Raw genomic sequence first — 25,082 nt, forward strand, 5'->3', positions numbered from 1 at the left:
AATTGGACAAAAAAGTTTTAAAGGAGTGGTTATAGTGGAAAATACAATCAGAATTCCATTGCTGGGGGAGAAGTTCCCGAGCATGACGGTAAAAACAACTCACGGTGTAAAGAAGCTTCCTGATGACTATGCGGGCAAATGGTTTGTGCTCTTTTCGCATCCTGGGGACTTTACACCAGTGTGCACAACAGAGTTTGTAGCATTTGCAAAGAAGGCAGAGGAGTTTAAAAAACTTAACGCTGAGCTGATTGGACTTTCAGTTGACCAAGTTTTTGCTCATATAAAGTGGATTGAGTGGATTGAAGAAAAGCTTGGTGTAAAGATTCCGTTCCCTGTTATTGCAGATGAGCTTGGCAAAGTGGCAACCACTTTGGGAATGCTTCATGAATCAAAAGGGACAAACACAGTCAGAGCTGTTTTCATAGTAGATGACAAGGGAATTTTAAGGCTTATGATGTACTATCCTCAAGAGGTTGGAAGAAACATTGATGAGATATTAAGAGCGCTAAAGGCACTACAAACATCAGACCAAAACGGTGTTGCTACTCCTGAGAATTGGCCAAACAACGGGTTGATTGGCGATAAAGTAATAATTCCACCTGCAGCAACAGAAGATTTGGCAAAAGAAAGACTTCAAAAAGCAAAGGTCGGCGAGATTGAGTGTTTTGATTGGTGGTTTTGTTATAAGAAGCTGTAAAATAAATAGCTTTGAGAGAGGCTGTCCAAAAGGAGAGTGGATGGTCTCTCTAATTTTGTATTTTTGGAATGTGAATTTTTCATTAAAAGTCAGGATAAGATTACTAGCCAAGTATTTAAAATTTTAAAAGGAAAAAATATTTATAGAATTTAAGATAAAACCTTACTCTTGGTAAAAGTAAAAAAATGATATAAAATAATGAGTAAAAAATAAAAAGAAGAAAATTTGAGGAGTGTTTTTTATGTTTTTGCCTAAAGAAGAGATTTACACTTATGAAGATTATTTAAACTGGCCAAATGATCAAAGGATAGAATTAATTGACGGCAAGGTTTATTTAGTGGCTTCTCCATCCACAATTCATCAAAGAATATTAAGAGAACTATTTATAAACTTTGCAATGTATCTTAAGGGCAAGCAGTGCGAAGTATTTAGTGCGCCTTTTGGAGTAAGGTTTCCTTCTGCAAATGAAAAAAACAATAAAGAAATAAAAATAGTTGTAGAACCTGATATTGTAGTAGTCTGCGACAAATCAAAAATAGACAATGAAGGATTAAAAGGTGCTCCTGATTTGATTGTTGAAATTACCTCACCTTCAACTGCAAGTAAAGATAAAATAGAGAAATTTAATTTATATGAAAAGCATGGAGTAAAAGAATACTGGATAGTTGAACCTGAAAATAAAATTATAAGTGTTTTTACTCTACAAGAAAATGGTCGATATGGTAGACCTGATGTATACACTGTAGGCAATAAAATCAAAGTTTCTATCTTTGAAGATTTAATAATAAATTTAGATGAAATTTTTGGAGTTGTGGAATAATTTGTATATCCATCTCTTTATCCTTTCAAATATTTTTATTTATCAATTGATGTTTATTTTTGAAGTCTTATTTGATTTTTGGGATTTAGTTTTCAAAATAAGGAAGATCTAAGTTTTTCAAAGTTTGAACGAGGAATCGCTCAAGAATAACCATTGTTGGCTAAAGACATAAGAAGGTGTTTCAGAAGTTGTTGCTAAAAATTAATCTACAGTCTCTTGACACTAACATAGGCAAATATAATGTTGAAATTGATAGCTAATCTTGTTACAGTCAAAATAGCTATATTTAAAAGAGGTGATAATCATGATATTAAATGCTACCGAATTTAAAATGAGAGTTGGAAAATATTTAAAGATGGCAGAAAAAGAAGAAATAATTATAACAAAGAATGGTAAGGAAGTAGCAAAGATTGTTCCTATAAAAAAACAAGGCACACCAAATGCAGATTTTCTATATGGGCTTATGGAGAATTATCCAAATAAAGAGGTGACAGTGAAACAAATAAGAAGGGAAAGGATAAGAAAATATAAAAGTTCTTATTGATATAAATATTATTCTGTATGTTATTTTAAAAAGGTCTCCCTTTGAAAAAGATTCATACAAAGTTTTAAAGTATGCTGAAGAAGGATTTATTGAAAGGCTACATTGCTTCATTTGTTGTCACTGACCTTTATTATTTTATTGCAAAGGAGTTGGGAAGTGACAAAGCAACAAAAGCAATAAAAGCACTTTTAAACATTGTTAAATTGGTTACAGTAACAAAAAAAGACATTGAAAAAGCCATTGAAAATTCCACTATAAATGATCTTGAAGATGCCTTGCAGATTCAATGTGCTAAAAAAATAAGAGCAGACTTTGTTATCACACGAGATAATAAACTTAAAAAGTTAATAATAAAAGCTATTTCACCTTCTGAATTTGTTGAAAGATTCCAAGGTGTTTGTTTCTTTCATTATACATTTTTTTTTCAAAATCACATTTAACCACTTTTCATTTTCTTTACCCTTTCGAACATCATTTGTTATCAAAATTTCCAATATATCAAAATACCCAAGTTTTTTTATTAATTCAGAAAAAGACTTTTCATCATAGTAGTTAAAGAACCTACCATCATCCCTATATTCTTCTTTATCTCCATATTTAAATGATGCATAAAAAACACCATTTGGTTTCAAAGCACGGTGGATTTTATATAATATACTACTGATTTCATCTCTTCTGACATGTAACAAAGAGGCACAAGCCCAAATACCATCAAATTCTTCATTAAAATCAATTTCTTGAAATGTCATGTGCAGAGTTTTTTTCCTGTATATTCAGTTGATAATTTCACCATTTCAATTGAACCGTCTACTGCCACCACGTCATAACCTTTTTCAAGAAAATATTTTGTGTCTCTTCCTGAACCGCAACCCAAATCAAGAATTTTACCACCTTCAGGAATGTATTTTAAAAATAGCTTGTATAAATTTTCCATATTTGCATCCTTTGTATTCATGAAAAACTCAATGGCATTCTCATCGTAGTACTTAATCGTCTGATCCATTTTCTATTCTCTTGTTTCAAGTTCATCTCCTTTATATTTTCTATAAATCTAAGATTGCTTATAAAAATTATGTTACTTTTCCTTAAATTAGTAAATGAAACAAGAGAGCAAGGCTACTTTCCTTGCCCCCTTAAAACAAGTCCAACCTTTTTTGATTTTTTATCAATCACAACATAGCCAAATTTAGGGAAGTTAAGTGTATGTTTATAAAGCTCATAATTTTTAGAATTTAGTGTAGAATCTGAAGAGTATCTAAACCTGTAGGTTTCGCTGTCCACAAAAGAATATTGAGAATTCTTAGCTGAAAATTTTACCACAAAACTACCTTTTGTATCTATAAGCCCTACAAAATCCTTTGTAGAAGCAGCAGCTAACTTAGCAAAAAATGGACCTGCTTTGGTATATTGAGGTTTTATAATAAACTTTCCAGAAGGATTAATATATCCCCATAAATTTGACTTCATTACAGCAGCATATCCTTCAGAAAAGTTTTCTGCCTTGTCAAATTGAGGTTTTATAGCAACTTTAAAGTTTTTGTCCATAAATCCCCATTTTCCATTTTGTTCAAAAGCTATAAATCCTTCGCTGAATTCTTTTATATCATCAAGTTGAGGCTTAACTACGTATTTTCCGTTTATATCAACAATTCCCCATTTTTTATTTTTACAAACTGCAATGAAATTAGTAAACCCAATATTTTTGACATTATCATAGTATTCTTTGCTTTTAACTTGTGTATAACCTTTACTGGTTGCTTTTTGAAACACAAGGAAGTATTTATTGCCAATAATTTCGCTGGAAATATAATCAGGTGATGTTTTGTTTGTCTCATTTTTTCTCAAAGATGTTGCAGGTTTTGATTCATTTGATAACATATTCTGCACAGCTTCTGTAAACTTGCTATCTGATAAAACTTCTTCGAAAGAATTATATTTAAAATCTACAAATACATTTCCAAAAGCATCAACAGCTCCGCACTTTCCATCTTTAGAAACAAGAATATATTCTAAATAAGAATTTGGCCATACTCCATCTTTCAAATCGAGAGCATACAGACAGAATTCTTTTTTGTTTTCATCTGACAAAACGCACTTGACATGGGGATTTGGATATTTTCCATTTAGGTTATATGGGAGTACAACTACAAAATACATTTTTTCAAACTGAGGAGAGACATAGATTTTTTTATCCAGATTCAGAAAACCATATTTACTATCTTTTTTACAAACATATATATTTATCCATGGATTTATAACATCGAGTGAGTCTAACTCTGGTTTTTCAATTATTTTTGCGTTTGTATCTATAAATCCTGCTTTCCCGTTTTGCCAGACAATAAATATATCTTTATAGAATTTATCTTCAATACCCATTATTGAGGCACCATCAAAAACTATAGGCTCTATTTTATCAAACTGCGGTTTGAAAATGATATTTCCAGATGAACTTAAAATTCCCCATTTTCTACCCTGAAGATAAGAAATCCAACCATTTTCCCAGAACATTACATCTTCAAACTGCGGTTTTATATATACAAAATTTTTGGAAGAGGCTTGCTGGGCATTTGTTAAAGTCAGAATGCTGATTGAAAGAATAAGTACCAGTAAAAGGCAAATAAATATTTTTACTTTTTTCATAAAATGTTCCTCCTTTTTAAAAGGGTTTATTAGAAATATTTTTAATTTACATTTGAATCTGCTAATGCTAAAAATCGGTATAGAATAAATCACTATATAAGATATTATAATCATTTTTTAAAATAAACTCAACTATGTACAAAAAATACATAGTTAATTTTTAGTATGAAAATTAGTACAATTAAATAGTAGGCATATATACCATTGTATCCAAAAATATATTTAGACAGGACGTTTGTACAGCTTATGGATGAATTTGCTGGGACAGAAAGTAGAATTCTCGTTGCAAGAAAGGATTACAACGATGCGGTAAAAAGTTATAACATGAAAAATAAAAGTTTTTCCGAACATTTTAATTTTTAAAACACTTGCAATAGTGGTTGTAGTTGCAGTTTCAAGCCTTATGATAGTATTTTTTGCTGAGGCTCTTGCTCAGATTCCCGAAAACCCTGTTGAAAATGTCTACAATAAAAGAATATGTAAATGAACTTTTAAATAGCTGGGGGATTGGCGACAAGAACTTAACAATGGAGTTTTGATTTTAGTAAACAAAGAGAATTTATTATCTGGCAAGAGAGAGAATAAGAATAGAAGTTAGGTATGGATTGGAAGGTGCGATAACAGACGGCGAAGCAGGGATGATACTTGATGAGTATGCTATACCTGCATTTGAGAATAAAGAATATTCAAAGGGGATAAAGAATACATTTTTTGCAGTTGCAAGCGAGGTTGCAAACGAGTATGGACTGAAGTTAAAAGGGCTTTTTGGCTAAGCAGTGGATGAAAGTGGTGATGGCACATCGATGATAGAAATTCAGGTGGGCGACCAGGGCTCAAATTAAAAGTCTGATATGCCGAGTTTTGCAGTTTTTGTTGTTGTAGTCTTAATAATGATATTTTCTTTTGTTGGCAGAAGACGAAAGAGAACGTACTGGTGGGGACAGGACCCGTGGGACAGAGAAGGAGACCGCTACCATTTTGGCGGATTTGGTGGGTTTGGCAGAGGCGGTGGAGGTTCCGGTAGCTTTGACGGATTTGGAGGGGTCAATCTGGCGGTGGCAGGGCAAGTAGATAAAAAAGCCTGCTAGGGCATACAAATTTCTTGGGATTAAAAACAGTAATTGTCAGTTTACTTGTTTTTTGGTTTCTTCTTTTAACAATCTTATTTCTTCTTTAACTTTCTCGGCTTCCTTACGGATAAATTCTATGAATTCTTCGTCTGACATATTTTTAGTTTCTTCATATATTTGCTCTCTTATTTTGTGCAGTTCTGTCATTGCACTTGTTTCAAACATCATTTCCTATCACTCCTTTTATTCTAACATCATTTGAGGTGATACCAGCTGTATTTCTTTATAACCTGCTAATTTATTAACTCCATTTATTCCATGAATTGTCTTGAGTTTAACTATATGCTTAAAATTCCATGATACCAATGCATCACATTGAGAAACAGTAGCTGCTGCAATATGAATTGCATCATCAATATACTTTAAAGGAATAATACCGTTTTTTATGTATTCTTTAGCAAGGTCTCTAATTTCTTTTGAAATTTCAATGGTGTTATATTCAATTTCAGATAAAAATCTCAATGAAATACTTCTTTTAGGCTCAGAGCATCTTCTTAACTCGGCAAAAACTATATCAGAAACAACAATTTCATACTTTCCTTTTTTGACTTCTTCCCAAAATTCTTTTGTTATCTGCATATACTCAGGATTATCTTGCTGATCTAAATGGCTGATAACTGATGTGTCAAGGTACACTTTCAACTTTTTCAAAGTCTTAAAGTTCTCCTTCCCTTTGTTACTTTCCTTACAATTAGATTATAACATAAATAACTCTATTTATTCTTCAGAAATTATTGCAGATTTTGCTATTACCAATTTGGTGGATTTGGTAGTGGACCTTTTGGTTCCGATAGCTTTGACGGATTTGGAGGGGTCAATCTGACGGTGGCAGGGCAAGCAGATAAAAAAGCCTGCCTGCCCAAAATTTTTGTTTTAAAAAATTCACTTTTTCTCTAAGTTTGGGACTTTAATCTATCAATAGCACTTCTCAAGCCCGGGATAAAGGCTATTATCAAACACACAGCAAGATCAGGACCAAGATAAGTTGCATTGTAGATGGCAGAATACACAACCGGGCTTGTACCTTTTGGCGCGTATGATGCAAAAAATACAACTCCAGATATAAAATGAAAGGCAAACCTTACAAAACCACCTATTAGAATTCCCAAAGGCAGATTTTTTCTCAAAAATCCTGCAAATCCGAGAGCACCAAAGGCTAGTGGATAGTCTAAAAGAAGCTGTGCCCAGTGAACAACATATGGGTCTTGTATTAGCTGCAGTATTCCATAAGCCATTCCTGCAACTATCCCTGCAAATGGTCCGAATATATAAGCATATGCAAAAAGCGGTAGCATGCTTGCAGGTGTAATTGAACCACCCTGTGGCATTCTGTAAAGCTTTATAAATGAAAGTATAAACGATAGGGCAATGACAACTCCCCCGTACACAAGAGCTTTTGTTGAAAATTTTTGACGCTTTTGAGCAAGATATAAAAAGATACTAATAAATATTAAAACAATGATTATCGTAAGCGAATACCATTTTATCTTTTCAAAATCTTTGAATATACTTGCAAAATAGCTCATTTTATTTCATCTCCCAAGCATATTTTCAATTAATTATATCACAAAATGAATACTTAAAAAACGCACTTCATTCTGATATAATATTAAAGGGTTTTTTTTATAAATATATAAAGGTAAGCATATAAAAGAAGGAGAATGATACAAAAATGCAGCAAATCTGCGCGATAGTTGGCACCCAATGGGGTGACGAAGGAAAAGGCAAAATTGTAGACTTTTTGGCCAAGGAAGCTGACGTTGTTGTTCGGGCTCAGGGCGGCAACAACGCAGGTCACACAGTTGAAGCTTTCGGCAAGGTTTTCAAGCTACACCTTATACCGTCAGGAATACTTTACAAGGATAAGCTTAACATCATAGGGAATGGAGTAGTTATTGACCCGGAATCTTTGATACAGGAAATAGAAAACTTAGAAAAAGAGGGAATATCAACAGAGAACTTAAAAATTAGCGACAGAGCGCATCTTGTCATGCCATATCACAAAGTACTTGATGAAGAGCAGGAAAAACTGAGAGGCGATGAAAGTCTTGGTACAACAAAAAGGGGAATAGGTCCTGCATACACTGATAAGACAGAAAGGACAAACCTCAGAGTTTGTGACATGCTTGATGAAGAGGAGTTTGTTCAAAAACTTAGAAATGTGTATGAGAGGAAAAACCAAATACTTACTCATGTTTACCACAAAACACCAATGAAGTTTGGAGAGCTTTTAGAACAGTTTATGAAATATGGAGAAATTTTGAAACCATATATCACAGATACAATAAAGCTTCTGAATGATTCAATAAAAGCTGGTAAAAAGGTTCTTTTAGAAGGTGCACAGGCAACAATGCTAGACTTAGATTATGGAACATATCCATATGTTACATCATCCCATCCAACAGTTGGTGGATTTTGTATTGGAGCAGGGATTGCACCAAAGTATATTCAAGAGGTAATTGGTGTTGTTAAAGCGTACACCACAAGGGTTGGGAAAGGTCCATTTCCCACAGAGCTTTTGAATGAAATAGGAGATAGCATTCGTGAAAAAGGGAGGGAGTTTGGCACAACCACCGGAAGACCAAGAAGGTGTGGCTGGCTTGACCTTGTTGTTGTGAGGTATGCAGTTTTAATAAATGGAATTGATAAGATTGCCCTTACAAAGCTTGATACGTTATCTGGTCTTCCAAAAATAAAGGTTTGTGTTGGCTACAAATATGAGGGAAAAGTTTTAGAACTTTTTCCTGCGTCATTAAAAGTTGCGATGGAGTGTGAACCAATATATGAAGAGTTTGAAGGCTGGAGCGAAGAGGAGATAAAAACTGCAAAAGACTATGATTCATTGCCAAAGAGTGCAAAAAGATATATAGAGTTTGTAGAAAGAGAGACAGGTGCAAAGGTTTTTCTCATTGGCACAGGACCGGCAAGAGAGGATATAATAATAAAAGACTAAAAGTTATTGCCAATAAAAAGCCATCCGAGAATTTAGTTGAATCGGGTGGCTTTTTGTGTTATTTCGGCAGAAGAAAAAGTGTTTTTTTGTGGGAATGGCTTAACTTTTTTTGAGATTGGGTGTATAATAAAATTAAATTTTTGAGGAAAAGAGGATGGGAAAGGTGGGGTATTTTAAGAGGCTCATGAAGTATTTGGACGACTGTAAACTATTGGTAGCAGTTGGTCTAATTTTAGTGCTGGCAGGGATATTTTGCAGTATGGCAGTACCAAAAGTGTCAAAGCACATCATTGATGATGTTTTTGTTACAAGGTACTTTGAAAAGCTTTATCATTTTGCTTTAATTTTATCGGGACTTGTTCTTTTAAAGGCAGTTTCTAATTATTTTCAGAACTATATATTTGAATACATATCTCAAAAAACAATCTATAAGCTCAGAGAGCAGCTCTACACAAAGCTTCAATACCAGTCTTTTGAATATTTTGACAGAACCTCAACAGGAGCTATTATGAACAGAATGGTGGGTGACCTTGAGGCTATTCGAAACTTTTTAAATCAAGGTTTTGTTCAGGTAATTAGCATAGTCATTACATTAATATTGGCACTTTCTATAATGCTTTCAATGAACGTTTTTTTTTCATTTTTGATCATTGCAACAACACCTCTCATTTACTTTAACGTCAAAAGCCTTGCCAAAAAACTTCGGCCAACCTTCAGGGAGATAAGAGTAGCATTTGAAAAGCTTACATCAAAGGTCCAAGAGAACATCACAGGTATAAGAGTTGTCAAAGCGTTTGGAAATGAAGAACTTGAAAAGAAAAGTTTTGAAAAAGTTGCATTTGAGTTTACAAGCAAAAATATCCAGGCTGCTGATATTAGGTCGGTGCACAATCCTCTTGCCAATTTCTTAAATGGACTAAACTCAGTCATAATTCTTGTTGTTGGAGGATATTTGGCTATAAATGAGAAGATTACCATAGGCACGCTTTTTGCTTTTGTGAGTTATGTGAACTTGTTTTCTGGACCAATTAGTAATATTCAGAACCTTGTGAACCAGTGGCAAAACGCCTTTGCATCCTTGGAAAAGGTGTTTGAGGTGCTTGACAGTGAGGTTTTAATTCATAGTTCCAAAAATGCTATTCATCTTAAAAATATCAAAGGTGATATAAAGTTTGAGAATGTGTATTTCAAATACAAAGATAAGTTTGTTCTAAAGGGAATAAACATTCATATTGAACCTGGTGAGGTTGTTGCAATTTTAGGTCAGGCAGGTTCTGGAAAGTCATCTTTAATAAATCTTCTTGCCAGATTTTATGACCCAACATCTGGTAAGGTACTCATTGATGATATTGATATAAGAAATGTCAAACTTTGCTCTCTCAGAAGAAATATAGGAATAATAATGCAGGAGACATTTATTTTTTCTGACACCATCGCCGCAAACATAGCGTTTGGAAAGCCAGATGCGAAAGAAGAAGAGATAAGATGGGCTGCAAAGCTTGCCAGGGCAGATGAGTTCATTGAAAGACTTCCAGAAGGATACTTTACCGTTGTTGGTGAGAGAGGGATAGGACTTTCGGGCGGTCAGAAACAAAGAATTGCAATTGCCAGAGCGCTCATATACAATCCAAAAATTTTAGTGCTTGATGATGCAACGTCAAATCTTGATTTTGAAACTGAGGCTGAGATTCAAGAGACTTTGAAAGAGGTGATAAAAGGAAGAACAACAATTATCATAACTCATAGAATATCCCAGCTCGTGGTCAATGCCGACAAAATTTATTACATGCAAGATGGCAGAATTGTTGAACAAGGAACGCATGAAGAGTTGATGAGACTCAAAGGTAGATATTACACAACATTCAAAAAACAACTAATCGAGCGCGCAAACTCACTTCCTGCTTAAAAAAGTTTTGTAAAAGGGGGGAATTTTTAAAATGGCAGACCCGGTGGCCAGAAAGCCAATGTTTTCTCAAGAAGAGACAAATTACGAATTAAAGATACCATATTTGAAGAGGCTTTTTAAGTTTCTTCTTCCTTACAAAAAATGGCTGGTTTTAACCTTGATTTTCATGTTTGTAGCAACAGTTGCTGATTTAGTTTCTCCCTATCTTCTAAAGCAGGCAGTTGACTATTATATTCCAAAAAAAGATTTCAAGGGAATTTTGTTAATTGGAGCTTTGCTTATCTTAATGCTTTTTGTTAACAAAGAGTGTTCAAAAAACAAGATAAGGCTTGCAAACAGAACGGGGCAAATGGTTTTGTTTGATATTAGAAAAGACCTTTTTAACCATGTGCAAGGTCTTTCTTTCAGCTTTTTTGACAGAAACTCAACAGGAAAAATTATTGTTAGAATTGTCAATGACGTCAATACCTTGAACAACCTATTTACAAATGGCATTGTAAATGTGATAACAGATATGTCAAGCTTAGTTTTGGCAGCAATAATAATGTTTTATATAAATCCCAGACTTGCAATAGTAACATTTGCAGCTTTACCAATTTTTTTTAGCAGTTCTTTTTACAACCAGAAATGCAATAAAAAGAAACTGGAGGGCTGTTCGAAGGAAAATTGCAAATCTTAATGCGTATATACACGAAAACATAAGTGGCATCAGGGTGATTCAGGCATATGTCAGACAAAAGGTCAACAGGGCTATTTTCAAAGATGTCATAGACGATGTGTTTTTGTCATGGATGAAAGCTGTCAGGATAAACGGTATATTTTCACCTGCGGTTGAGATATGTTCAATGATAGGAACACTTATCATTTACTTTTATGGAGCAAAACTTCTTAAGATAAATGGTGTTACAGTTGGAACTTTAATTGCGTATGTAGGCTATTTAGACAGGTTTTGGCGACCGATTGTTACACTTTCTAACTTTTACAATCAGCTTCTTGTTGCAAGCGCATCATCAGAAAGGATCTTTGAGGTGCTTTCTATCCAGCCTGAAATAAAAGAGGATAAAAATCCAGTAGAAATATCTACTTTCAGAAATTCGATCGAATTTAAAAATGTGTGGTTTGCGTACAAAGATGAAGAGTATGTTTTGAAAGATGTTTCGTTTGAAATCAAAAAAGGAATGATGGTTGCGCTTGTGGGTGCAACAGGCTCTGGCAAAACTGCAATTGTAAATCTTCTTTCAAGGTTTTACGACCCGCAAAAAGGTAGTATCCTCATTGATGGCATTGACCTTAAGAAAATTAGCTTTAAAAGTTTAAGAAAACTTATAGGTATTGTCCAGCAGGAACCATTTTTGTTCTCAGGCAGCATCCTTGAAAATATTTTGTATGGAAAGCCAGATGCCAAGTTTGAAGAGGTTATAGAGGTTTGCAAGTTTTTAGGTGCACATGATTTTGTATCGCAGTTTGAGGATGGTTACTATACGCAGGTAAATGAAAGGGGGAACAGACTATCTACTGGACAGAAACAGCTGATAAGTTTAGCGAGGCTTTTGCTTCAAAACCCCCAGATTCTTATTTTGGATGAGGCAACGGCATCGCTTGATACACATAGCGAGCTTATGGTGCAAAACGCTCTAAATAAAATTATGAAAGACCGTACTTCAATTGTAATTGCTCACAGGTTATCTACTATAAAAGATGCAGATTTAATAATTGTAATGGACAAGGGTAGGATAGCTGAAATGGGCACGCATGATAGTCTTATAAGGAAAAAAGGCATCTATTACGAACTTTGTACCAGCCAGATAAGATTTGTAAAGGCAGGGTGATAAAAATAAGGAAAAAATACTGCGAATATATTTTTGGTATTTACAAATAACCAGAAAGGACTTATAATAATAAACCGTGTTTAATTTGTGTGGGCCATTAGCTCAGTAGGCAGAGCACCAGCCTTTTAAGCTGGGTGTCCCGCGTTCGAGTCGCGGATGGCTCACCATTTAATTTTAAAAGTCACAGGTGGCCCCGTGGTCAAGTGGTTAAGACACAGGCCTTTCACGCCTGTAACAGGGGTTCGAATCCCCTCGGGGTCACCATTTTGTTTATAGTTCTAAATAAGTTTTGCGAATGCGAAAGGTAAAAACTTTAAGGCATATTCTGATTGCTTAGCAATAAAGTCAGCTGAAACGAAAATAATTTAAAACATAATATAGGATTTTAGTAGGCAGGAAGCCAATTCTTCCTGCCTATTTTTGTTTAAATTTCTTAATTTATCTTGTGAATTTTTACTACTTGCCAAAAGAATAAAAATATTTATAAAATGAAAAAGTAAACGATTACACAGATATTGAAAGGGGATATGAAAAATGCTTTACAGAAAGTTTGGCAGTACAGAAGTTTTAATATCGGCTTTGGGGTTTGGTGCTATGAGACTTCCTCAAAAAAAAATAAATGACAAGATGATTTATGACGAAGAAGAAAGTATAAAGATAATACATCGAGCGGTTGAGCTTGGTGTCAACTACATTGACACAGCTCCATATTACTGTGATTCGCAGAGCGAAACAATTGTTGGAAAAGCAATAAAAGGTATAAGAGACAAGGTTTATATCTCAACAAAAAATCCCATTGAAGATGATTCTGGTGACAATTTCTTAAAAAGACTTGAAAACTCTCTCAAAAAACTTGATGTTGACAAAATTGATTTTTACCACATGTGGGGTATAAACTATGAAACATTCAAAGAAAAAATTATCAAAAAAGGAGGACCACTTTCTGCCGCAAAAAGGGCAAAAGAAGAAGGGTTAATTGGTCACATTTCATTTTCTTTCCATGATAAACCAGAAAATATGATAAAAATAATTGACGAAGGAGAGGTATTTGAGACAGTCCTTTGCCAGTACAATCTTCTTGATAGGACCAATGAAAAAGCAATTGAATATGCAGCACAAAAAGGGCTTGGGGTTGTTGTGATGGGACCTGTTGGTGGTGGAAGGCTTGGTGCACCATCGCCTGTCATTCAGAATCTTCTTCCAGGGAAAGTTGTGTCAAGTGCAGAAATAGCACTCAGATTTGTTTTGGCAAACCAGAATGTATCTTGTGCACTTTCTGGTATGTCTTCTGTTGAGATGGTTGAACAAAATGCCTCAGTTGCTTCTAATCCAAACCCTCTCAGCACAGAAGAACTTGAACTTATTAAAAAAGCCATGGAAGAAAATAAAAAACTTGCAGACCTTTACTGCACAGGGTGCAACTACTGTATGCCGTGCCCACAGGGGGTAAACATTCCACTTAATTTCCAAATAATGAACTATCACAGGGTATATGGACTGACTGAATTTGCGAAAGCTGAATATGCAAGAATTGGAACTGTTCAGTGGCTGCCAGGGAAAAAAGCTGAGGAGTGTATAGAGTGTGGAATTTGTGAAGAGAAATGTCCTCAGAAAATTCAAATTAGAAAACAGTTAAAAGAAACTTCTCAGACGCTTGGAACAAAATAAAAGTAAAAAAGAGCTGGCGTATTTTAAACTATTTTTTGTTTGCCAGCTCTTTTATTTTGCAAAAATTGGAGTAATGAAAGCTTCTATAAAGGCTGCAAAGACCACAAGTAAAGCGCCTGCAGTTGAAAAAGTTATGAATTTTTTAGATGCTTCTTTTAAATTTGGTTGTTTTTTTGAGATTGACTCTTTTAAAAATATGGCCGATGCTACACTTCCAATTACAAATGCGCTTATTTCAAATATTCCATGAGGTAAAATTAGAAGCAGAGTTTTTAAGATAGATGTCTGTTTTGCATATATTGTTGATACAATTCCTACTATTAATCCATTTGTAAATAGCACAAAAGCAGATACAAGCCCAAATGATATTGTTCCTAAGGTTAATATTACTAAGTATACTCTAAGGTTATTCTTTAAAATTACAAAGAACAAATCAGATGATGTAGAAACATTTTTGAGAAGGTTTTGAAAAAACTTTTTAATAAGTGTATTAAATAGTTTTATTATTTGGTCTTCAAATACTAAGGATAACACAATTCCAAGCGCCCATGAAACAATAAAAATAGAGAAGGCTGTAAATAAAAGCTTTTTTTCAGACTTAAAAATGCTAATAATATATCTCAAAAGGAACATCTCCCGTTTTCAAAAAGTCTCTATTTAGAATGATACCAAAAATGTAACGGGTATGCAAATATTAAAAACAATTTTTCACAAAATTTTAATTAACACTATTTTCAATTTGATATATAATTATAATGATGCAAAAAAGGGGAGGGGACTGCTATGAAGATAACATACCTTGCTCATGCAAGCTTTTTGATAGAGACAAAATCAGGAGTAAAAATCTTAACAGACCCATATGACAGTTCTGTTGGCTACACAGTATTTGATATGTCACCGGATGTAGTCTTGACATCTCACAAGCATTTTGACCATGGCTATACAGGCAGCATAAAAGGAGATTATGTTCTTGTCGACAAGGAAGGTGAATTTAACGTCAAGGGTGTTAAAATAAAAGGCATAAAGACCTTCCACGACAAAGAAAAAGGGCAAAAACGAGGAGAAAACATTGTGTTTGTCATTGAGGATGAGTTTTGTATTGCGCATCTTGGCGATTTGGGTCATGAACTTGCAGCACCTGATCTTGAAAAGATGGGGAAAGTTGATATTCTTTTAATTCCTGTTGGCGGAGTGTATACAATTGATGCAAAAGAGGCGTTCAATGTTGCAAAGGCTGTAAATCCAAGAGTTATAATTCCAATGCATTATAAGACAGAAAAGCTCAAATTTGACCTTGGAAAGGTTGAGGAGTTTACAAAGCATTTTGAAGATGTTGAAGTGTTGAATTCATATGAGATTGAGATAAATAACCTTCCAGAAAAGCAAAAAGTTATATTGCTTAAATACAAAGGATAAGGAGAATTAGTAAGATGGCGAAAAAAAGTGAGAAGAAAAGTATATCTCAGAATGCTAATAAATTTGGTGAAAATAAAATCTCAATTTTTCCCAGCAATACACTTGCGGCATACAAAGTATTTGTGCTTTTTGCCTTTTGTGTGCTTGTTTTGATGAGTCCATATTACAGAGGACTTTATTTTGACTATGAACTGGGTGTATTTCAAGCAATTATGGCTGGAATATTTATTCTTTTTGCAATATATCTTTATCTTTCAAAAGAGGGTTTTTTAGTAAATTCAAAACTTGAACTAATGTTGCTTCTTTTTATGGTTGCATATATTGTTCCATACTTTTTTGCAGCAAACAGAAGGCTTGCTCTTGGAGAATTTTTCAAGTATGCATTTTACTTTGCAGTTTTTTATGTTGCATCAAGAATTTCAAAAGGCAAAGCAGAAAAGCTTGCAATTATAAATAGCCTTTTTCTCTCAACAGTAGGTGTTGCGTTCTTTGGGTATCAAGCAGCGGTAAAATTAATTCCAGAAACAGCACGTCCTCTTGGTATGGCAATGAACGGGCTTTGGGTTGGGAATATGATAAACTCAACACTTCAATATCACAACACGGCAGGAACTGTTTTAGCGTTTGGATTTATAATCTCTTTGATGCTGGCAATGTATAGTAGAAATAAGCTGCTTAAAAGTTTCTATTTTGCCTTTTCAAGCTTTATATTTACAGCGTTTTTCTTTACATACTCAAGAGGCTCATATATTACCCTCTTGCTTGCACTTTTTGTGTTTTTCTTGCTTTTGCCAAGAGAAAAAAGAATTTCGCTCATTTTTAACATAGCGATTGTTGGCGCTTTTGTTATTGCTTTTTTGAATAAGGTTGGGGCAAACCTAAATGAACATGGGAAAGTAAAACTTTGGCTTGTCTTGCTCTTGCAGATGGTTCTGGTATTTGTTCTGACATATGTTTTTGGATTTGTGGAGAGAAGACTTTATGGTATTAGCAACAACATTTACATAGCTGGAGCAGCTGTTGTTGGCATTTTGGCTATCCTAGGTTTTGCCATTGCTCTAAAGACACATTTAATTCCTTCAGATATGGTTGAAAAAATCAAATCAATAGCCATGTTCTGGAAAGAGAGAAACTTTGTTGAAAGAATAGTGTTTTACAAAGATGGATTAAAGATATTCTTGAAAAGCCCTGTATTTGGCTATGGGGGTGGGGCATGGGTATCGCTGTATTTTATGTACCAGTCTTATTTATATTTTACAACCCAGTCTCACAACTACTTTTTGCAGGTGCTTCTTGACACGGGGATTGTTGGGTTTTGTATACTACTAATATTTTTATGCTTTTTATTTTCTGCTTCGCTCAAGGCATGGGCTAAAAAAGAACAAAAAGAGAATATTATTATTGCTGGGCTTGTGGCTGCAGCTGTACAGCTTTATTTTCACTCAGCACTTGACTTTGACTTTTCGCTTGCGTCTGTGCAGGTTATGCTATTTGCAGCTTTAGGGGTATTAGTTTCAACCTCTTTACAAATTCTTCAGAAGCATAAGCAAGAAAAGGTGATTTACTCGAGCAGAAAGACAAATTTTGTGCCTGCTTTGCTGGCAATATTTTATCTGTTTGTGATAGTAATTTCACTGAATTTCAGACTTGGAAATTACTATGCAAATATTGGTCAGCAGGCACTGCAGACAGGGAATTTGTCTGCTGCATATTCGTTTTTGTCAAAAGCTGTCACATACGACCCACTCAGCTCCAATGCGCTTTCAGACTTTGCAGTTGCTCTATACAAAATAGGTGACCAGAACAAAGATGCAAACCTAATTGCAAAGGCAGATGGTTATTTCAAACAGGCAATTGTAAATGACAGGTTCAATGCAAAGATAAGGTTTAAGTATGCAGTATATTTACTCTCCCACGGTGCGATAGATGAGGGCTTAAGACAGATAGAAGAGGGGATAAAACTTCAGCCTCTTCAGCCGGCAAACTATGAGCTCAAAGCTGATGCATATGCAAAGGTTGGAGATTATTACCTGGGAAAAGGTGATAAGGAAAAGGCAAAAAAATACTATGAAGTTGTACTGAAGATTCCGCAGGAGATTGAGAGAGTGAAAAAAGAGAAAGAAAAAATGCCTGAAGTAGTAAAGCAAGATCCGAATTCTCATAAATTTGGTATAACAGACAGGACATTACAAATAGTAAATGAAGTCAAAAAGAAAATATAATTTTGAGGGATGTTAAGTGCATATGTAAAAGGATAAATTTGTCATTTGGAGGAAACTAATTAATGTTATGTGTGGTTGATTGTCGGTGCATTAATTTAGAAAAAAATCACGGTATAAGTAGATATACTTATGAGATTATTAAAAATGCTCCGAAGAACATCAAGCAGAATCTAATACTTATTGCTGATATAAAAAACTTTGATGTATTGACTAAAGCATTTGAGGAAGTAAGGGAAATTGTGAAAATTAAATCGTCTTTTTTATCTCCGTATGAAAACATAGAAATTCCAAATGTTTTAAAAGAAATTCGAAAGAGGACAAAAGAAGAGATAGCTTATTTTTCGCCTTCATTTTCATCACCGCCAATAATAGATAAAAGGATTAAAAAGTATATAACTATCCATGATTTAATGCACTTGGACTTTTACTCGAGTTTGAAGAACAGAGTATATTATTCAACATTGGTAAAGTATTATATTAACACAGCTATTTACGTGTTTACTGTTTCAAACTATTCTAAAGAAAGGATAATTAAATACTATGGCAATTCAGAAAAGATAAAGGTAATATATCCTGGAATTGATGTGAATACTTTTAGAAAACTGAAAGATGAAGAAATTGAACGTCTTAAAGATGTATATTCTTATCTACCAGAGAAGTTTTTCTTATTTATAGGAAATAACAAAAAACACAAGAATTTCTCCTATGCTTATGAGCTTTACAAGAGTTTGAAGAGGTTTTATCCAGCACATAAATTGGTATCAAATGTGTGGGATAATGAAAGTGACCAAGACATTATTAGATTAAAAAAACTTGATGACAATTTACTCTGTTTTTTGTACAGCAGATGCGAAGCCTTTTTATATCCTTCTTTATATGAGGGTTTTGGACTGCCTCCTTTAGAAGCCTTAGCATGTGGTGCAAAAGTTATAGCCTCAAATTGTACATCTTTACCAGAGATTTTAGATGAACATGCAATTTATATAGATGTATTTAAATCTCCTGAAGAAAATGTTTTAGAAGTAATTGAAAAGCTCAACCAACCAAAGTCCGAGTTTGAAGTTATCAGTCGATATATTTCCAAATATAATTGGCAGGTCTTGAGTAAAAAAATATTCGACTTTATATTTTCATAAATTGTTTGAATTTATTATTGTTTAAAATACAAAGGGTGATAATATTGCAACAATTAACAAAAGAATTATGGCAAAAAGGGAAAATAAAAATCATATTTAATACAGCAGGTATAATATTATATATGTGCTATATATTAACAGGAAATTTTTCAAGAATAATAAAGTTACCCTTCTTCTCCCGTACAATATCTCTGACAGAAGTTAGCATATTAATTTTTGTTGTTATATTTTTTGTTTATGAATTAACTCTTCTTAAGAAAAATAAAGATTTATTCAGAAAATTGAGCTTAAAAGACTTTGACTCAGTTGAAGTATTGTTAACTTTAATATTACTTTCTATATTGGTTAATTACATAATTTATAAGTTCAATATTTTGCCACTTCTGTACTATTTAAGATTTTTTTCTTTGGTGTATTTTGCATTCATAATTTATTTATTTTTTAATCTACAAAAAAATATTAGCAAAATAGAATGGTTTTATACTCAGATTGGGTTACTACTCTGTATAATTGGATGGATTATTTACCTTATTGAGCCAGATACAGAAAGATTGAATAATTTTTTTCAACAACATGGGATTTATCTCAATCTTGATCCTCATAAATTTAGATTAATTGGCAATATTTTTGATCCCAATTTTTTTGGGAATATATTAGTTATGTTTATTAGCATCACAATAATAAGTTTTCTAAGGCAGAGTTTGCAAGACAAAAAAAGTTTAATCCAAAAAATTGTTTTATTAGTTTTTTTTAACGTTACGTTGTTAAAGACTATATCTCGAAGTTCAATTTTAGGTTTATTCTTGGTGGTGTTTTTTAATACTGCTTTGATAGGAAGTTGGAGTTTTGCTAAGAAGAAGATTGAGATTTTTAAAAAACTTATATTAGTAGATACCATTTTGCTGTTTACAACGTTATTGGATAAAGATTTTTACAAGATCTTCGAACGAGTAAAAAGTATTCCGGTAGATAATTCTGCTCATGCACGTATACAAAGCTGGAATAGTGCGCTGGATTATATTAGAAAAACTCCAATTAAATTATTGATAGGGGATGGGTATGGTTTTCTGAATATAAAATATGGCTTGCAATTTATTGGCTTTGACTCTTCTTTTTTAAATTTAATTTTATATTGTGGTTTAGTAGGGACTATTTTTTTCTTGTTGTGGCTGTTTAAAGATATTTATAAGGTGTATCAAAGTATAAGATATGAGGAATTGGATATTAGATTACACTTTGCAAATTTTTGCTCTCTACTACTCACATACTTTATAATAAGCTGGTTTAATAATCTTCTGTTTTATCAGTTTTGGTTGGTATTATTCTTGCCGTATTACTATTTCATAACAGATTACGAGAGAAAGGGATAAAAATGAATATTGGTGTAGATGCAAGACCATTGGGGAAGATTAAAACAGGAATAGGATTTTACCTTTATAACTTGCTAAAAGTATTACCTGAAAAATGTAATGATATTAACTTTTTCCTTTTCTCTGATAAAGAAATATTTTTAGACTTTAATTACCCGAATGTAATTACTGTTATTGAGAGTGATTATAAACTTCTCAAGGGAACTCTGTGGTATATGCAAAGAACAGATTATTTGATAAAAAAGTATAATATCGATGTGTTTTGGGGGACACAAAATATTTTGCCGTTTATAAGAAACGAAAATGTAAAAAAAATTTTAACAGTACATGATTTAGTGTGTTATAAATATCCACAGACTATGGAAAGATTAAACTATTTTATCAATAGGGTATTTATACCTTATTCAATTAGAATGGCTGATAAAATTGTAGCTGTTTCTAATTCAACAAAAGAAGATATATTAAATTATTTTAATGTTGATTCAAAAAAAATATGTGTTATTTATAATCCAGTGATTGTTGCTGATATGGATAATATTAATGAGGAAGAATACTTATCAAAATATAATCTTGCTAAAAATAAATACATCTTGTATGTAGGTACTATAGAACCCCGAAAAAATACAGAGATTTTACTCAGAATATGCAAAGATGTTTATGCTAAGACAGGTATGCCAACTGTTTTAGCTGGAAAAATCGGATGGAAAAGTGATAAGGTTATTGAAAGTATTAAAAAATATTCTAAAACCGGATGTCTTAAATATTTAGAGTATGTAAGTGATATAGAGAAAAATCTACTAATGAGAAACTGTTTTATTTTTGTATTTCCTTCTTTTTATGAAGGATTTGGGCTTCCAGTAGTTGAAGCACTTAAAAATGGAGCACTTGTACTTGTGGCTGATACATCTTCTTTAAAGGAACTAATAACCATAGATGAACTTAAGTTTGATCCATTAGATTGCAAGCAACTAAGTGATAAGATAATAAATTTTTATGTTGACAGCGAGGCTTATAAGAAATATAGAAAAAAATGCAATGAGTTATCTTCAAAATTTGAGAACAATCATGTAATAGAGAAATATGTTAAATTATTCTATAATTTAAAGGATGGTGCAAAATAGTGAAAGTATTATTTGTTACTCCACCTTTAGCTTTTCAAAATATAGGTGGAGGAGAAATTCAGATGTTGAAAACAAAAAAGTATCTTGAGAAGTTATTCAAGTTGGAAATAGCAATATTTGATGTTGTAAACACAAAACTTGCTGATTATGACATAATTCATTTTTTTTGGCTCAGAATACATTCTTTTTCCTCTTATGAATGCAGCTAAGAGTTTAAAAAAAAAGGTAGTAATATCGCCTATTTTCTTTGACAATAAGCATTATCTTTCCTATAAAATAGCGACTTTTATTGGTAAAAGGTTACCATTTAGAAGTGCTATATTGGATAGATTAGAACTTCTAAAGCTTGCTGATTGTTTATTGCCTAATTCCTTTTTAGAAGCTGATTATTTGAGAAAGACTTTTAATGTTCTTCCTGAAAAAATTCATGTAATACCAAATGGAATAGATGTTGAAGAAATAACTGGTTATTTAAATACCATAACGCCAGAAGATGAGGAGGATTTCAATAAAGAATATAATATTAATACGCCTTACTTTCTTTATGTTGCAAGATTTGATAAAAGAAAAAATCAATTAAATCTTATAAAAGCATTTAATAAATTGATAGCTCGGGAAAACAATATAAAACTTATTTTGATAGGATCACCAAATCTTAATGAGATAAAATATTATGACCAATGCAAAAGAGAAGCTTTAAAAAGTAAGGGAAAGATAATTTTTCTACCTGCTTTAAAACATAGTGATAAGAAATTATGGATTGCTTATAAATGTGCTATTGCTCACATAATGCCAAGTTTATTTGAAACACCAGGTTTGGCTTCGTTAGAAGCTGCTTTTTGTGGCTGTAAACTGATTGTTACAACTAGTGGTGCTACACGAGAATATTTTAAAGATAATGCGCTATATGTAAATCCGAATGATATTGATGATATTAGTGAAAAAATGTTGGCAATTTTAAAAGATACAAAAAATAGGGAATTACACAGAAAGTCGGAAATGTTAAAACAAGAGATTTTGAAAATTTACAATTGGAAAAAGATTGCTGAAAGTACATACAAAATATATGAAATGATTGGAGGACTTCAATGAAGGTTGCAATAGTGCATGAATGGCTGACTACTATGGGAGGTTCTGAAAAGGTTATATTAGAGTTGAAGAAATTATTTCCTGAAGCCCCCATATATACTCTCGTATATAACAGAAGAAAATTAGGAAAGTATTTTGATAAGTATTTAATAATTACGTCGAATTTGCAAAAAAATCCATTAGCTCACATTAAGCATCAACTGTTTTTCAAATACATGCCAAGAGCTTTTGAAAATTTCGATTTGAGTGATTTTGATTTAGTGATAAGCTCTTCATCAGCCTTTGCTAAAGGGGTTATAACATCACCCAATAGTGTACATATATGTTATTGTCACACTCCACCAAGGTATCTTTGGGATTTGACACATGAGTATTTGAAAGACTATAACCTCATAATCAGAAGATATTTAGAGCGGAACTTTCATTATCTTAGAATATGGGATACCATTGCAGCAAATAGGGTTGACTATTTTGTAGCAAATTCAAATTATGTGGCAAACAGAATAAAAAAGTTTTATAAAAGAAATTGCAAAGTAATTTACCCACCTGTGGATACAGAATATTTTACACCAGCAAAGGACAAAAATATAGAGGATTATTATCTAATTGTATCCAGGCTTGTCCCATACAAAAGGGTTGATTTAGCAGTTGAAGCTTTTAATCAGCTATCTAAAAGATTAGTAATTGTAGGAGATGGACCAGAATACAAAAAACTAAAATCAATTGCTAAGTCTAATATTGAATTTTTGGGTTATCAGCCAGATGAAACTATAAAAGATTTATATCAAAGGTGTAGAGCTTTAATTTTCCCAGGCATAGAAGACTTCGGGATAGTTCCAGTTGAAGTGCAAGCGTGCGGCAGACCAGTGATTGCTCTTAAGAAAGGAGGAGCTGTTGAAACGGTCGAGGAAGGTAAAACGGGGGTTTTTTTCGAAAAGCAGGATGTTGAGAGTTTGAAAGAAGCAGTTTATAAATTCGAAAAAGATATTGAGAGATTCGACAAGGACTATATTAGATCTCATGCTGAAAAGTTTAGCGCCGAAAGATTTAGAATGGAATTTATCGAATTTATAAACAGTCTCATGATTAGTAAATAAAAACAAGGAAGAACTAATGCAAAAATACACGGATAAAAAGGATGGTAGAGATGCATAACTTGGGACGACTTTATATAAAGATAGCAAAGATTATTGATATTCCAGCAATTTTATTATCATTTATTTTATCGTGGTTTATAAAGTTTAATAGTGGCTTGTTTAATAAGCCAGCCTCATTAGATATACAGACATATTTATTAATTGTTGCTTTACATGTACCTCTGTATTTATTTTTTCTTACAGTATCTGAGAAAGAAAGTATGAGGAGTAATTTCAAATTATTTTCTGATTTTATGAGAATTTTACGATCAAATATATTTGCTCTGCTGATTATAGTGATGATTTTCTATACCATAAAACTTATTGATTTTTCAAGAATTTTTCTTTTTATCTTTGTTATTTTAAACTTTCTTATGTCAATACTTCAAAGACTTATTTTAAGAAGGATCTTGTTCTCACCAAACTCAAAGATAATTTCAAAAGAAAAAGTTCTTTTTGTTGGACAAAATGAGATTTCAAAAAGATTAAGCAATATCTTCGAAAGGAATAACTATCAAATCGTTGGTTTTGTTGTAAATGAAAGCGATCCTATGAATGAGAGAGTTGTGGGGAAAATTAAGGACATAGAAAGCATTGTAAGTAACAACCATGTTGATGAAATAATCATAGTTCTTCCTCTTAATCAGGAAAAAGAAATAAATTACATTGTCGATATTTGCGAAAAGTATGGTATAAGAACATATTTAGTACCAGATTACTTTAAATTTATACCATCAAAAGCAGAAATAGAGAAGATCGATAAAATCCCTTTGATAAACATACGCTATTCTCCGCTTGATGAGTGGACAAACAGGTTTATAAAAAGGAGCTTTGATATTGTTGTCTCTCTAATTGGATTAATCCTCTGTCTTCCTTTATTCATAATCATAGCAATTTTGATAAAATTGACATCAGAAGGGCCAGTTTTGTTCACTCAAGAAAGAGTAGGTTACAACAGACGTGTTTTCAAAATGCACAAGTTCAGAACCATGTATGTTCAAGACCCCAATGAAGAAAAAATAAGATGGACAACGAAGAACGACCCAAGAAGAACTCCAGTTGGCAAGATATTAAGAAGACTTTCTTTAGATGAACTTCCACAGCTTTGGGATGTTCTTGTTGGCAACATGAGTTTAGTTGGGCCAAGGCCGGAAAGACCGTATTTCGTGGAAAAGTTTAAAGAAGAAATTCCAAAATATATGATAAAACACAGAGTCCGACCTGGAATTACCGGGTGGGCTCAGATTCATGGGCTCCGAGGGGATACTTCGATTGAAGAGAGAATAAAATACGATATTTGGTATATAGAAAATTGGTCTTTTTGGCTTGATATTAAAATTATTCTAGCAACCATTTTTGGTGGCAAGTTTATGGAGAATGCATACTGAACTGTAATTAGTTGTTG

General features: G+C 33.0%; 22 protein-coding genes, 2 tRNA genes and 4 pseudogenes. 22 read left to right on the plus strand and 6 right to left on the minus strand.

Going from position 1 to position 25,082, the window contains the following annotated elements; translation table 11 throughout:
• Positions 1-34 precede the first annotated feature (34 nt).
• The 4 genes and pseudogenes from CaldiYA01_RS00045 (at position 35) to CaldiYA01_RS00060 (ending at position 2,501) form a co-directional block, all read left to right on the plus strand.
• Positions 35-697: a peroxiredoxin gene (locus tag CaldiYA01_RS00045; protein ID WP_207180117.1), complete on the plus strand. Its 663-nt coding sequence runs from the start codon at positions 35-37 to the stop codon at positions 695-697.
• A gap of 241 nt (positions 698-938) precedes the next feature.
• On the plus strand, positions 939-1,517 hold the full coding sequence (locus tag CaldiYA01_RS00050) for a Uma2 family endonuclease (RefSeq protein WP_207180119.1): 579 nt from the start codon (positions 939-941) through the stop codon (positions 1,515-1,517).
• A 304-nt stretch (positions 1,518-1,821) separates the two neighbouring features.
• Entirely contained in the window at positions 1,822-2,061 is a 240-nt protein-coding gene (locus CaldiYA01_RS00055) for a type II toxin-antitoxin system Phd/YefM family antitoxin (protein WP_207180121.1), read from the plus strand.
• Positions 2,045-2,501, plus strand: a pseudogene (locus CaldiYA01_RS00060) (type II toxin-antitoxin system VapC family toxin). Before CaldiYA01_RS00055 ends, CaldiYA01_RS00060 begins: the two are co-directional and overlap by 17 nt.
• Here the strand turns inward: CaldiYA01_RS00060 and CaldiYA01_RS12515 are convergent.
• Both CaldiYA01_RS12515 and CaldiYA01_RS00070 read right to left on the minus strand, forming a co-directional pair.
• Positions 2,424-3,064: pseudogene (locus CaldiYA01_RS12515) on the minus strand (class I SAM-dependent methyltransferase). The pseudogenes CaldiYA01_RS00060 and CaldiYA01_RS12515 overlap by 78 nt on opposite strands.
• A gap of 113 nt (positions 3,065-3,177) precedes the next feature.
• Positions 3,178-4,701 (minus strand): WG repeat-containing protein, encoded by a 1,524-nt coding sequence (locus CaldiYA01_RS00070; protein ID WP_207180123.1) that lies wholly within the window; start codon positions 4,699-4,701, stop codon positions 3,178-3,180.
• Positions 4,702-4,908: 207 nt separating this feature from the next.
• On the opposite strand from CaldiYA01_RS00070, the pseudogene CaldiYA01_RS00075 reads away from it, so the two are divergent.
• Positions 4,909-5,043 (plus strand): annotated as a pseudogene (locus tag CaldiYA01_RS00075) (LemA family protein); the annotation flags it as partial.
• Positions 5,033-5,776 (plus strand): annotated as a pseudogene (locus CaldiYA01_RS12520) (TPM domain-containing protein). The pseudogenes CaldiYA01_RS00075 and CaldiYA01_RS12520, both read left to right, overlap by 11 nt.
• A 49-nt stretch (positions 5,777-5,825) precedes the next feature.
• Here the strand turns inward: CaldiYA01_RS12520 and CaldiYA01_RS00085 are convergent.
• The 3 genes from CaldiYA01_RS00085 to thiT all read right to left on the minus strand — a co-directional run bounded on the left by CaldiYA01_RS00085 (position 5,826) and on the right by thiT (position 7,357).
• A complete protein-coding gene (locus CaldiYA01_RS00085) occupies positions 5,826-5,999 on the minus strand; it encodes a hypothetical protein (RefSeq protein WP_207182871.1) in 174 nt (57 codons plus the stop codon).
• 15 nt (positions 6,000-6,014) lie between these two features.
• Positions 6,015-6,482, minus strand: a complete 468-nt coding sequence (locus tag CaldiYA01_RS00090; RefSeq protein WP_207180128.1) for a type II toxin-antitoxin system VapC family toxin — start codon at positions 6,480-6,482, stop codon at positions 6,015-6,017.
• 242 nt (positions 6,483-6,724) lie between these two features.
• Entirely contained in the window at positions 6,725-7,357 is a 633-nt protein-coding gene (gene thiT, locus CaldiYA01_RS00095) for an energy-coupled thiamine transporter ThiT (RefSeq protein ID WP_207180137.1), read from the minus strand.
• A 146-nt stretch (positions 7,358-7,503) separates the two neighbouring features.
• Here thiT and CaldiYA01_RS00100 point away from each other — a divergent pair, with 146 nt between their 5' ends.
• From CaldiYA01_RS00100 to CaldiYA01_RS00125, 7 genes are all read left to right on the plus strand, one after another.
• A complete protein-coding gene (locus CaldiYA01_RS00100; RefSeq protein ID WP_207180139.1) occupies positions 7,504-8,784 on the plus strand; it encodes an adenylosuccinate synthase in 1,281 nt (426 codons plus the stop codon).
• Between the two features lie 154 nt (positions 8,785-8,938).
• On the plus strand, positions 8,939-10,690 hold the full coding sequence (locus CaldiYA01_RS00105) for an ABC transporter ATP-binding protein (RefSeq protein ID WP_238480549.1): 1,752 nt from the start codon (positions 8,939-8,941) through the stop codon (positions 10,688-10,690).
• A gap of 31 nt (positions 10,691-10,721) precedes the next feature.
• The gene (locus CaldiYA01_RS12175) at positions 10,722-11,369 is read left to right on the plus strand and encodes an ABC transporter transmembrane domain-containing protein (protein WP_269076405.1); all 648 of its coding nucleotides are present in this window, start codon (positions 10,722-10,724) and stop codon (positions 11,367-11,369) included.
• Positions 11,272-12,519, plus strand: coding sequence for an ABC transporter ATP-binding protein (locus CaldiYA01_RS12390; protein ID WP_269076406.1), 1,248 nt, complete (start codon positions 11,272-11,274; stop codon positions 12,517-12,519). The genes CaldiYA01_RS12175 and CaldiYA01_RS12390 overlap by 98 nt, the downstream gene beginning before the upstream one ends.
• Positions 12,520-12,610: 91 nt before the next feature.
• A tRNA-Lys gene (locus CaldiYA01_RS00115) sits at positions 12,611-12,686 on the plus strand.
• Positions 12,687-12,708: 22 nt separating this feature from the next.
• Positions 12,709-12,783: transfer RNA gene (locus CaldiYA01_RS00120), tRNA-Glu, on the plus strand.
• 270 nt (positions 12,784-13,053) lie between these two features.
• Complete coding sequence (locus CaldiYA01_RS00125; RefSeq protein WP_207180143.1) at positions 13,054-14,187, plus strand: aldo/keto reductase; 1,134 nt, start codon at positions 13,054-13,056, stop codon at positions 14,185-14,187.
• A gap of 51 nt (positions 14,188-14,238) precedes the next feature.
• Here CaldiYA01_RS00125 and CaldiYA01_RS00130 read toward each other — a convergent pair whose 3' ends face one another.
• Entirely contained in the window at positions 14,239-14,811 is a 573-nt protein-coding gene (locus tag CaldiYA01_RS00130; RefSeq protein WP_207180145.1) for a stage II sporulation protein M, read from the minus strand.
• A 159-nt stretch (positions 14,812-14,970) separates the two neighbouring features.
• On the opposite strand from CaldiYA01_RS00130, the gene CaldiYA01_RS00135 reads away from it, so the two are divergent.
• The 9 genes from CaldiYA01_RS00135 to CaldiYA01_RS00170 all read left to right on the plus strand — a co-directional run bounded on the left by CaldiYA01_RS00135 (position 14,971) and on the right by CaldiYA01_RS00170 (position 25,065).
• A complete protein-coding gene (locus tag CaldiYA01_RS00135) occupies positions 14,971-15,603 on the plus strand; it encodes an MBL fold metallo-hydrolase (protein WP_207180153.1) in 633 nt (210 codons plus the stop codon).
• A gap of 14 nt (positions 15,604-15,617) precedes the next feature.
• Positions 15,618-17,825, plus strand: coding sequence for an O-antigen ligase family protein (locus tag CaldiYA01_RS00140; protein WP_207180155.1), 2,208 nt, complete (start codon positions 15,618-15,620; stop codon positions 17,823-17,825).
• A gap of 62 nt (positions 17,826-17,887) precedes the next feature.
• Entirely contained in the window at positions 17,888-18,961 is a 1,074-nt protein-coding gene (locus CaldiYA01_RS00145; RefSeq protein WP_207180157.1) for a glycosyltransferase family 4 protein, read from the plus strand.
• A 35-nt stretch (positions 18,962-18,996) separates the two neighbouring features.
• Positions 18,997-20,331, plus strand: coding sequence for a hypothetical protein (locus CaldiYA01_RS00150; protein WP_238480641.1), 1,335 nt, complete (start codon positions 18,997-18,999; stop codon positions 20,329-20,331).
• Between the two features lie 2 nt (positions 20,332-20,333).
• Positions 20,334-21,452 (plus strand): glycosyltransferase family 4 protein, encoded by a 1,119-nt coding sequence (locus CaldiYA01_RS00155; RefSeq protein ID WP_207180159.1) that lies wholly within the window; start codon positions 20,334-20,336, stop codon positions 21,450-21,452.
• Complete coding sequence (locus CaldiYA01_RS12185) at positions 21,452-21,661, plus strand: hypothetical protein (protein WP_238480550.1); 210 nt, start codon at positions 21,452-21,454, stop codon at positions 21,659-21,661. Before CaldiYA01_RS00155 ends, CaldiYA01_RS12185 begins: the two co-directional genes overlap by 1 nt.
• A 112-nt stretch (positions 21,662-21,773) precedes the next feature.
• Positions 21,774-22,544 (plus strand): glycosyltransferase, encoded by a 771-nt coding sequence (locus tag CaldiYA01_RS00160; protein WP_238480551.1) that lies wholly within the window; start codon positions 21,774-21,776, stop codon positions 22,542-22,544.
• Positions 22,541-23,638, plus strand: a complete 1,098-nt coding sequence (locus tag CaldiYA01_RS00165; RefSeq protein ID WP_207180161.1) for a glycosyltransferase — start codon at positions 22,541-22,543, stop codon at positions 23,636-23,638. The genes CaldiYA01_RS00160 and CaldiYA01_RS00165 overlap by 4 nt, the downstream gene beginning before the upstream one ends.
• 50 nt (positions 23,639-23,688) lie before the next feature.
• A complete protein-coding gene (locus CaldiYA01_RS00170) occupies positions 23,689-25,065 on the plus strand; it encodes an undecaprenyl-phosphate glucose phosphotransferase (RefSeq protein ID WP_207182687.1) in 1,377 nt (458 codons plus the stop codon).
• The last annotated feature ends 17 nt before the right edge of the window (positions 25,066-25,082 follow it).

The organism is Caldicellulosiruptor diazotrophicus, assembly GCF_017347585.1.
Classification (GTDB): domain Bacteria; phylum Bacillota; class Thermoanaerobacteria; order Caldicellulosiruptorales; family Caldicellulosiruptoraceae; genus Caldicellulosiruptor; species Caldicellulosiruptor diazotrophicus.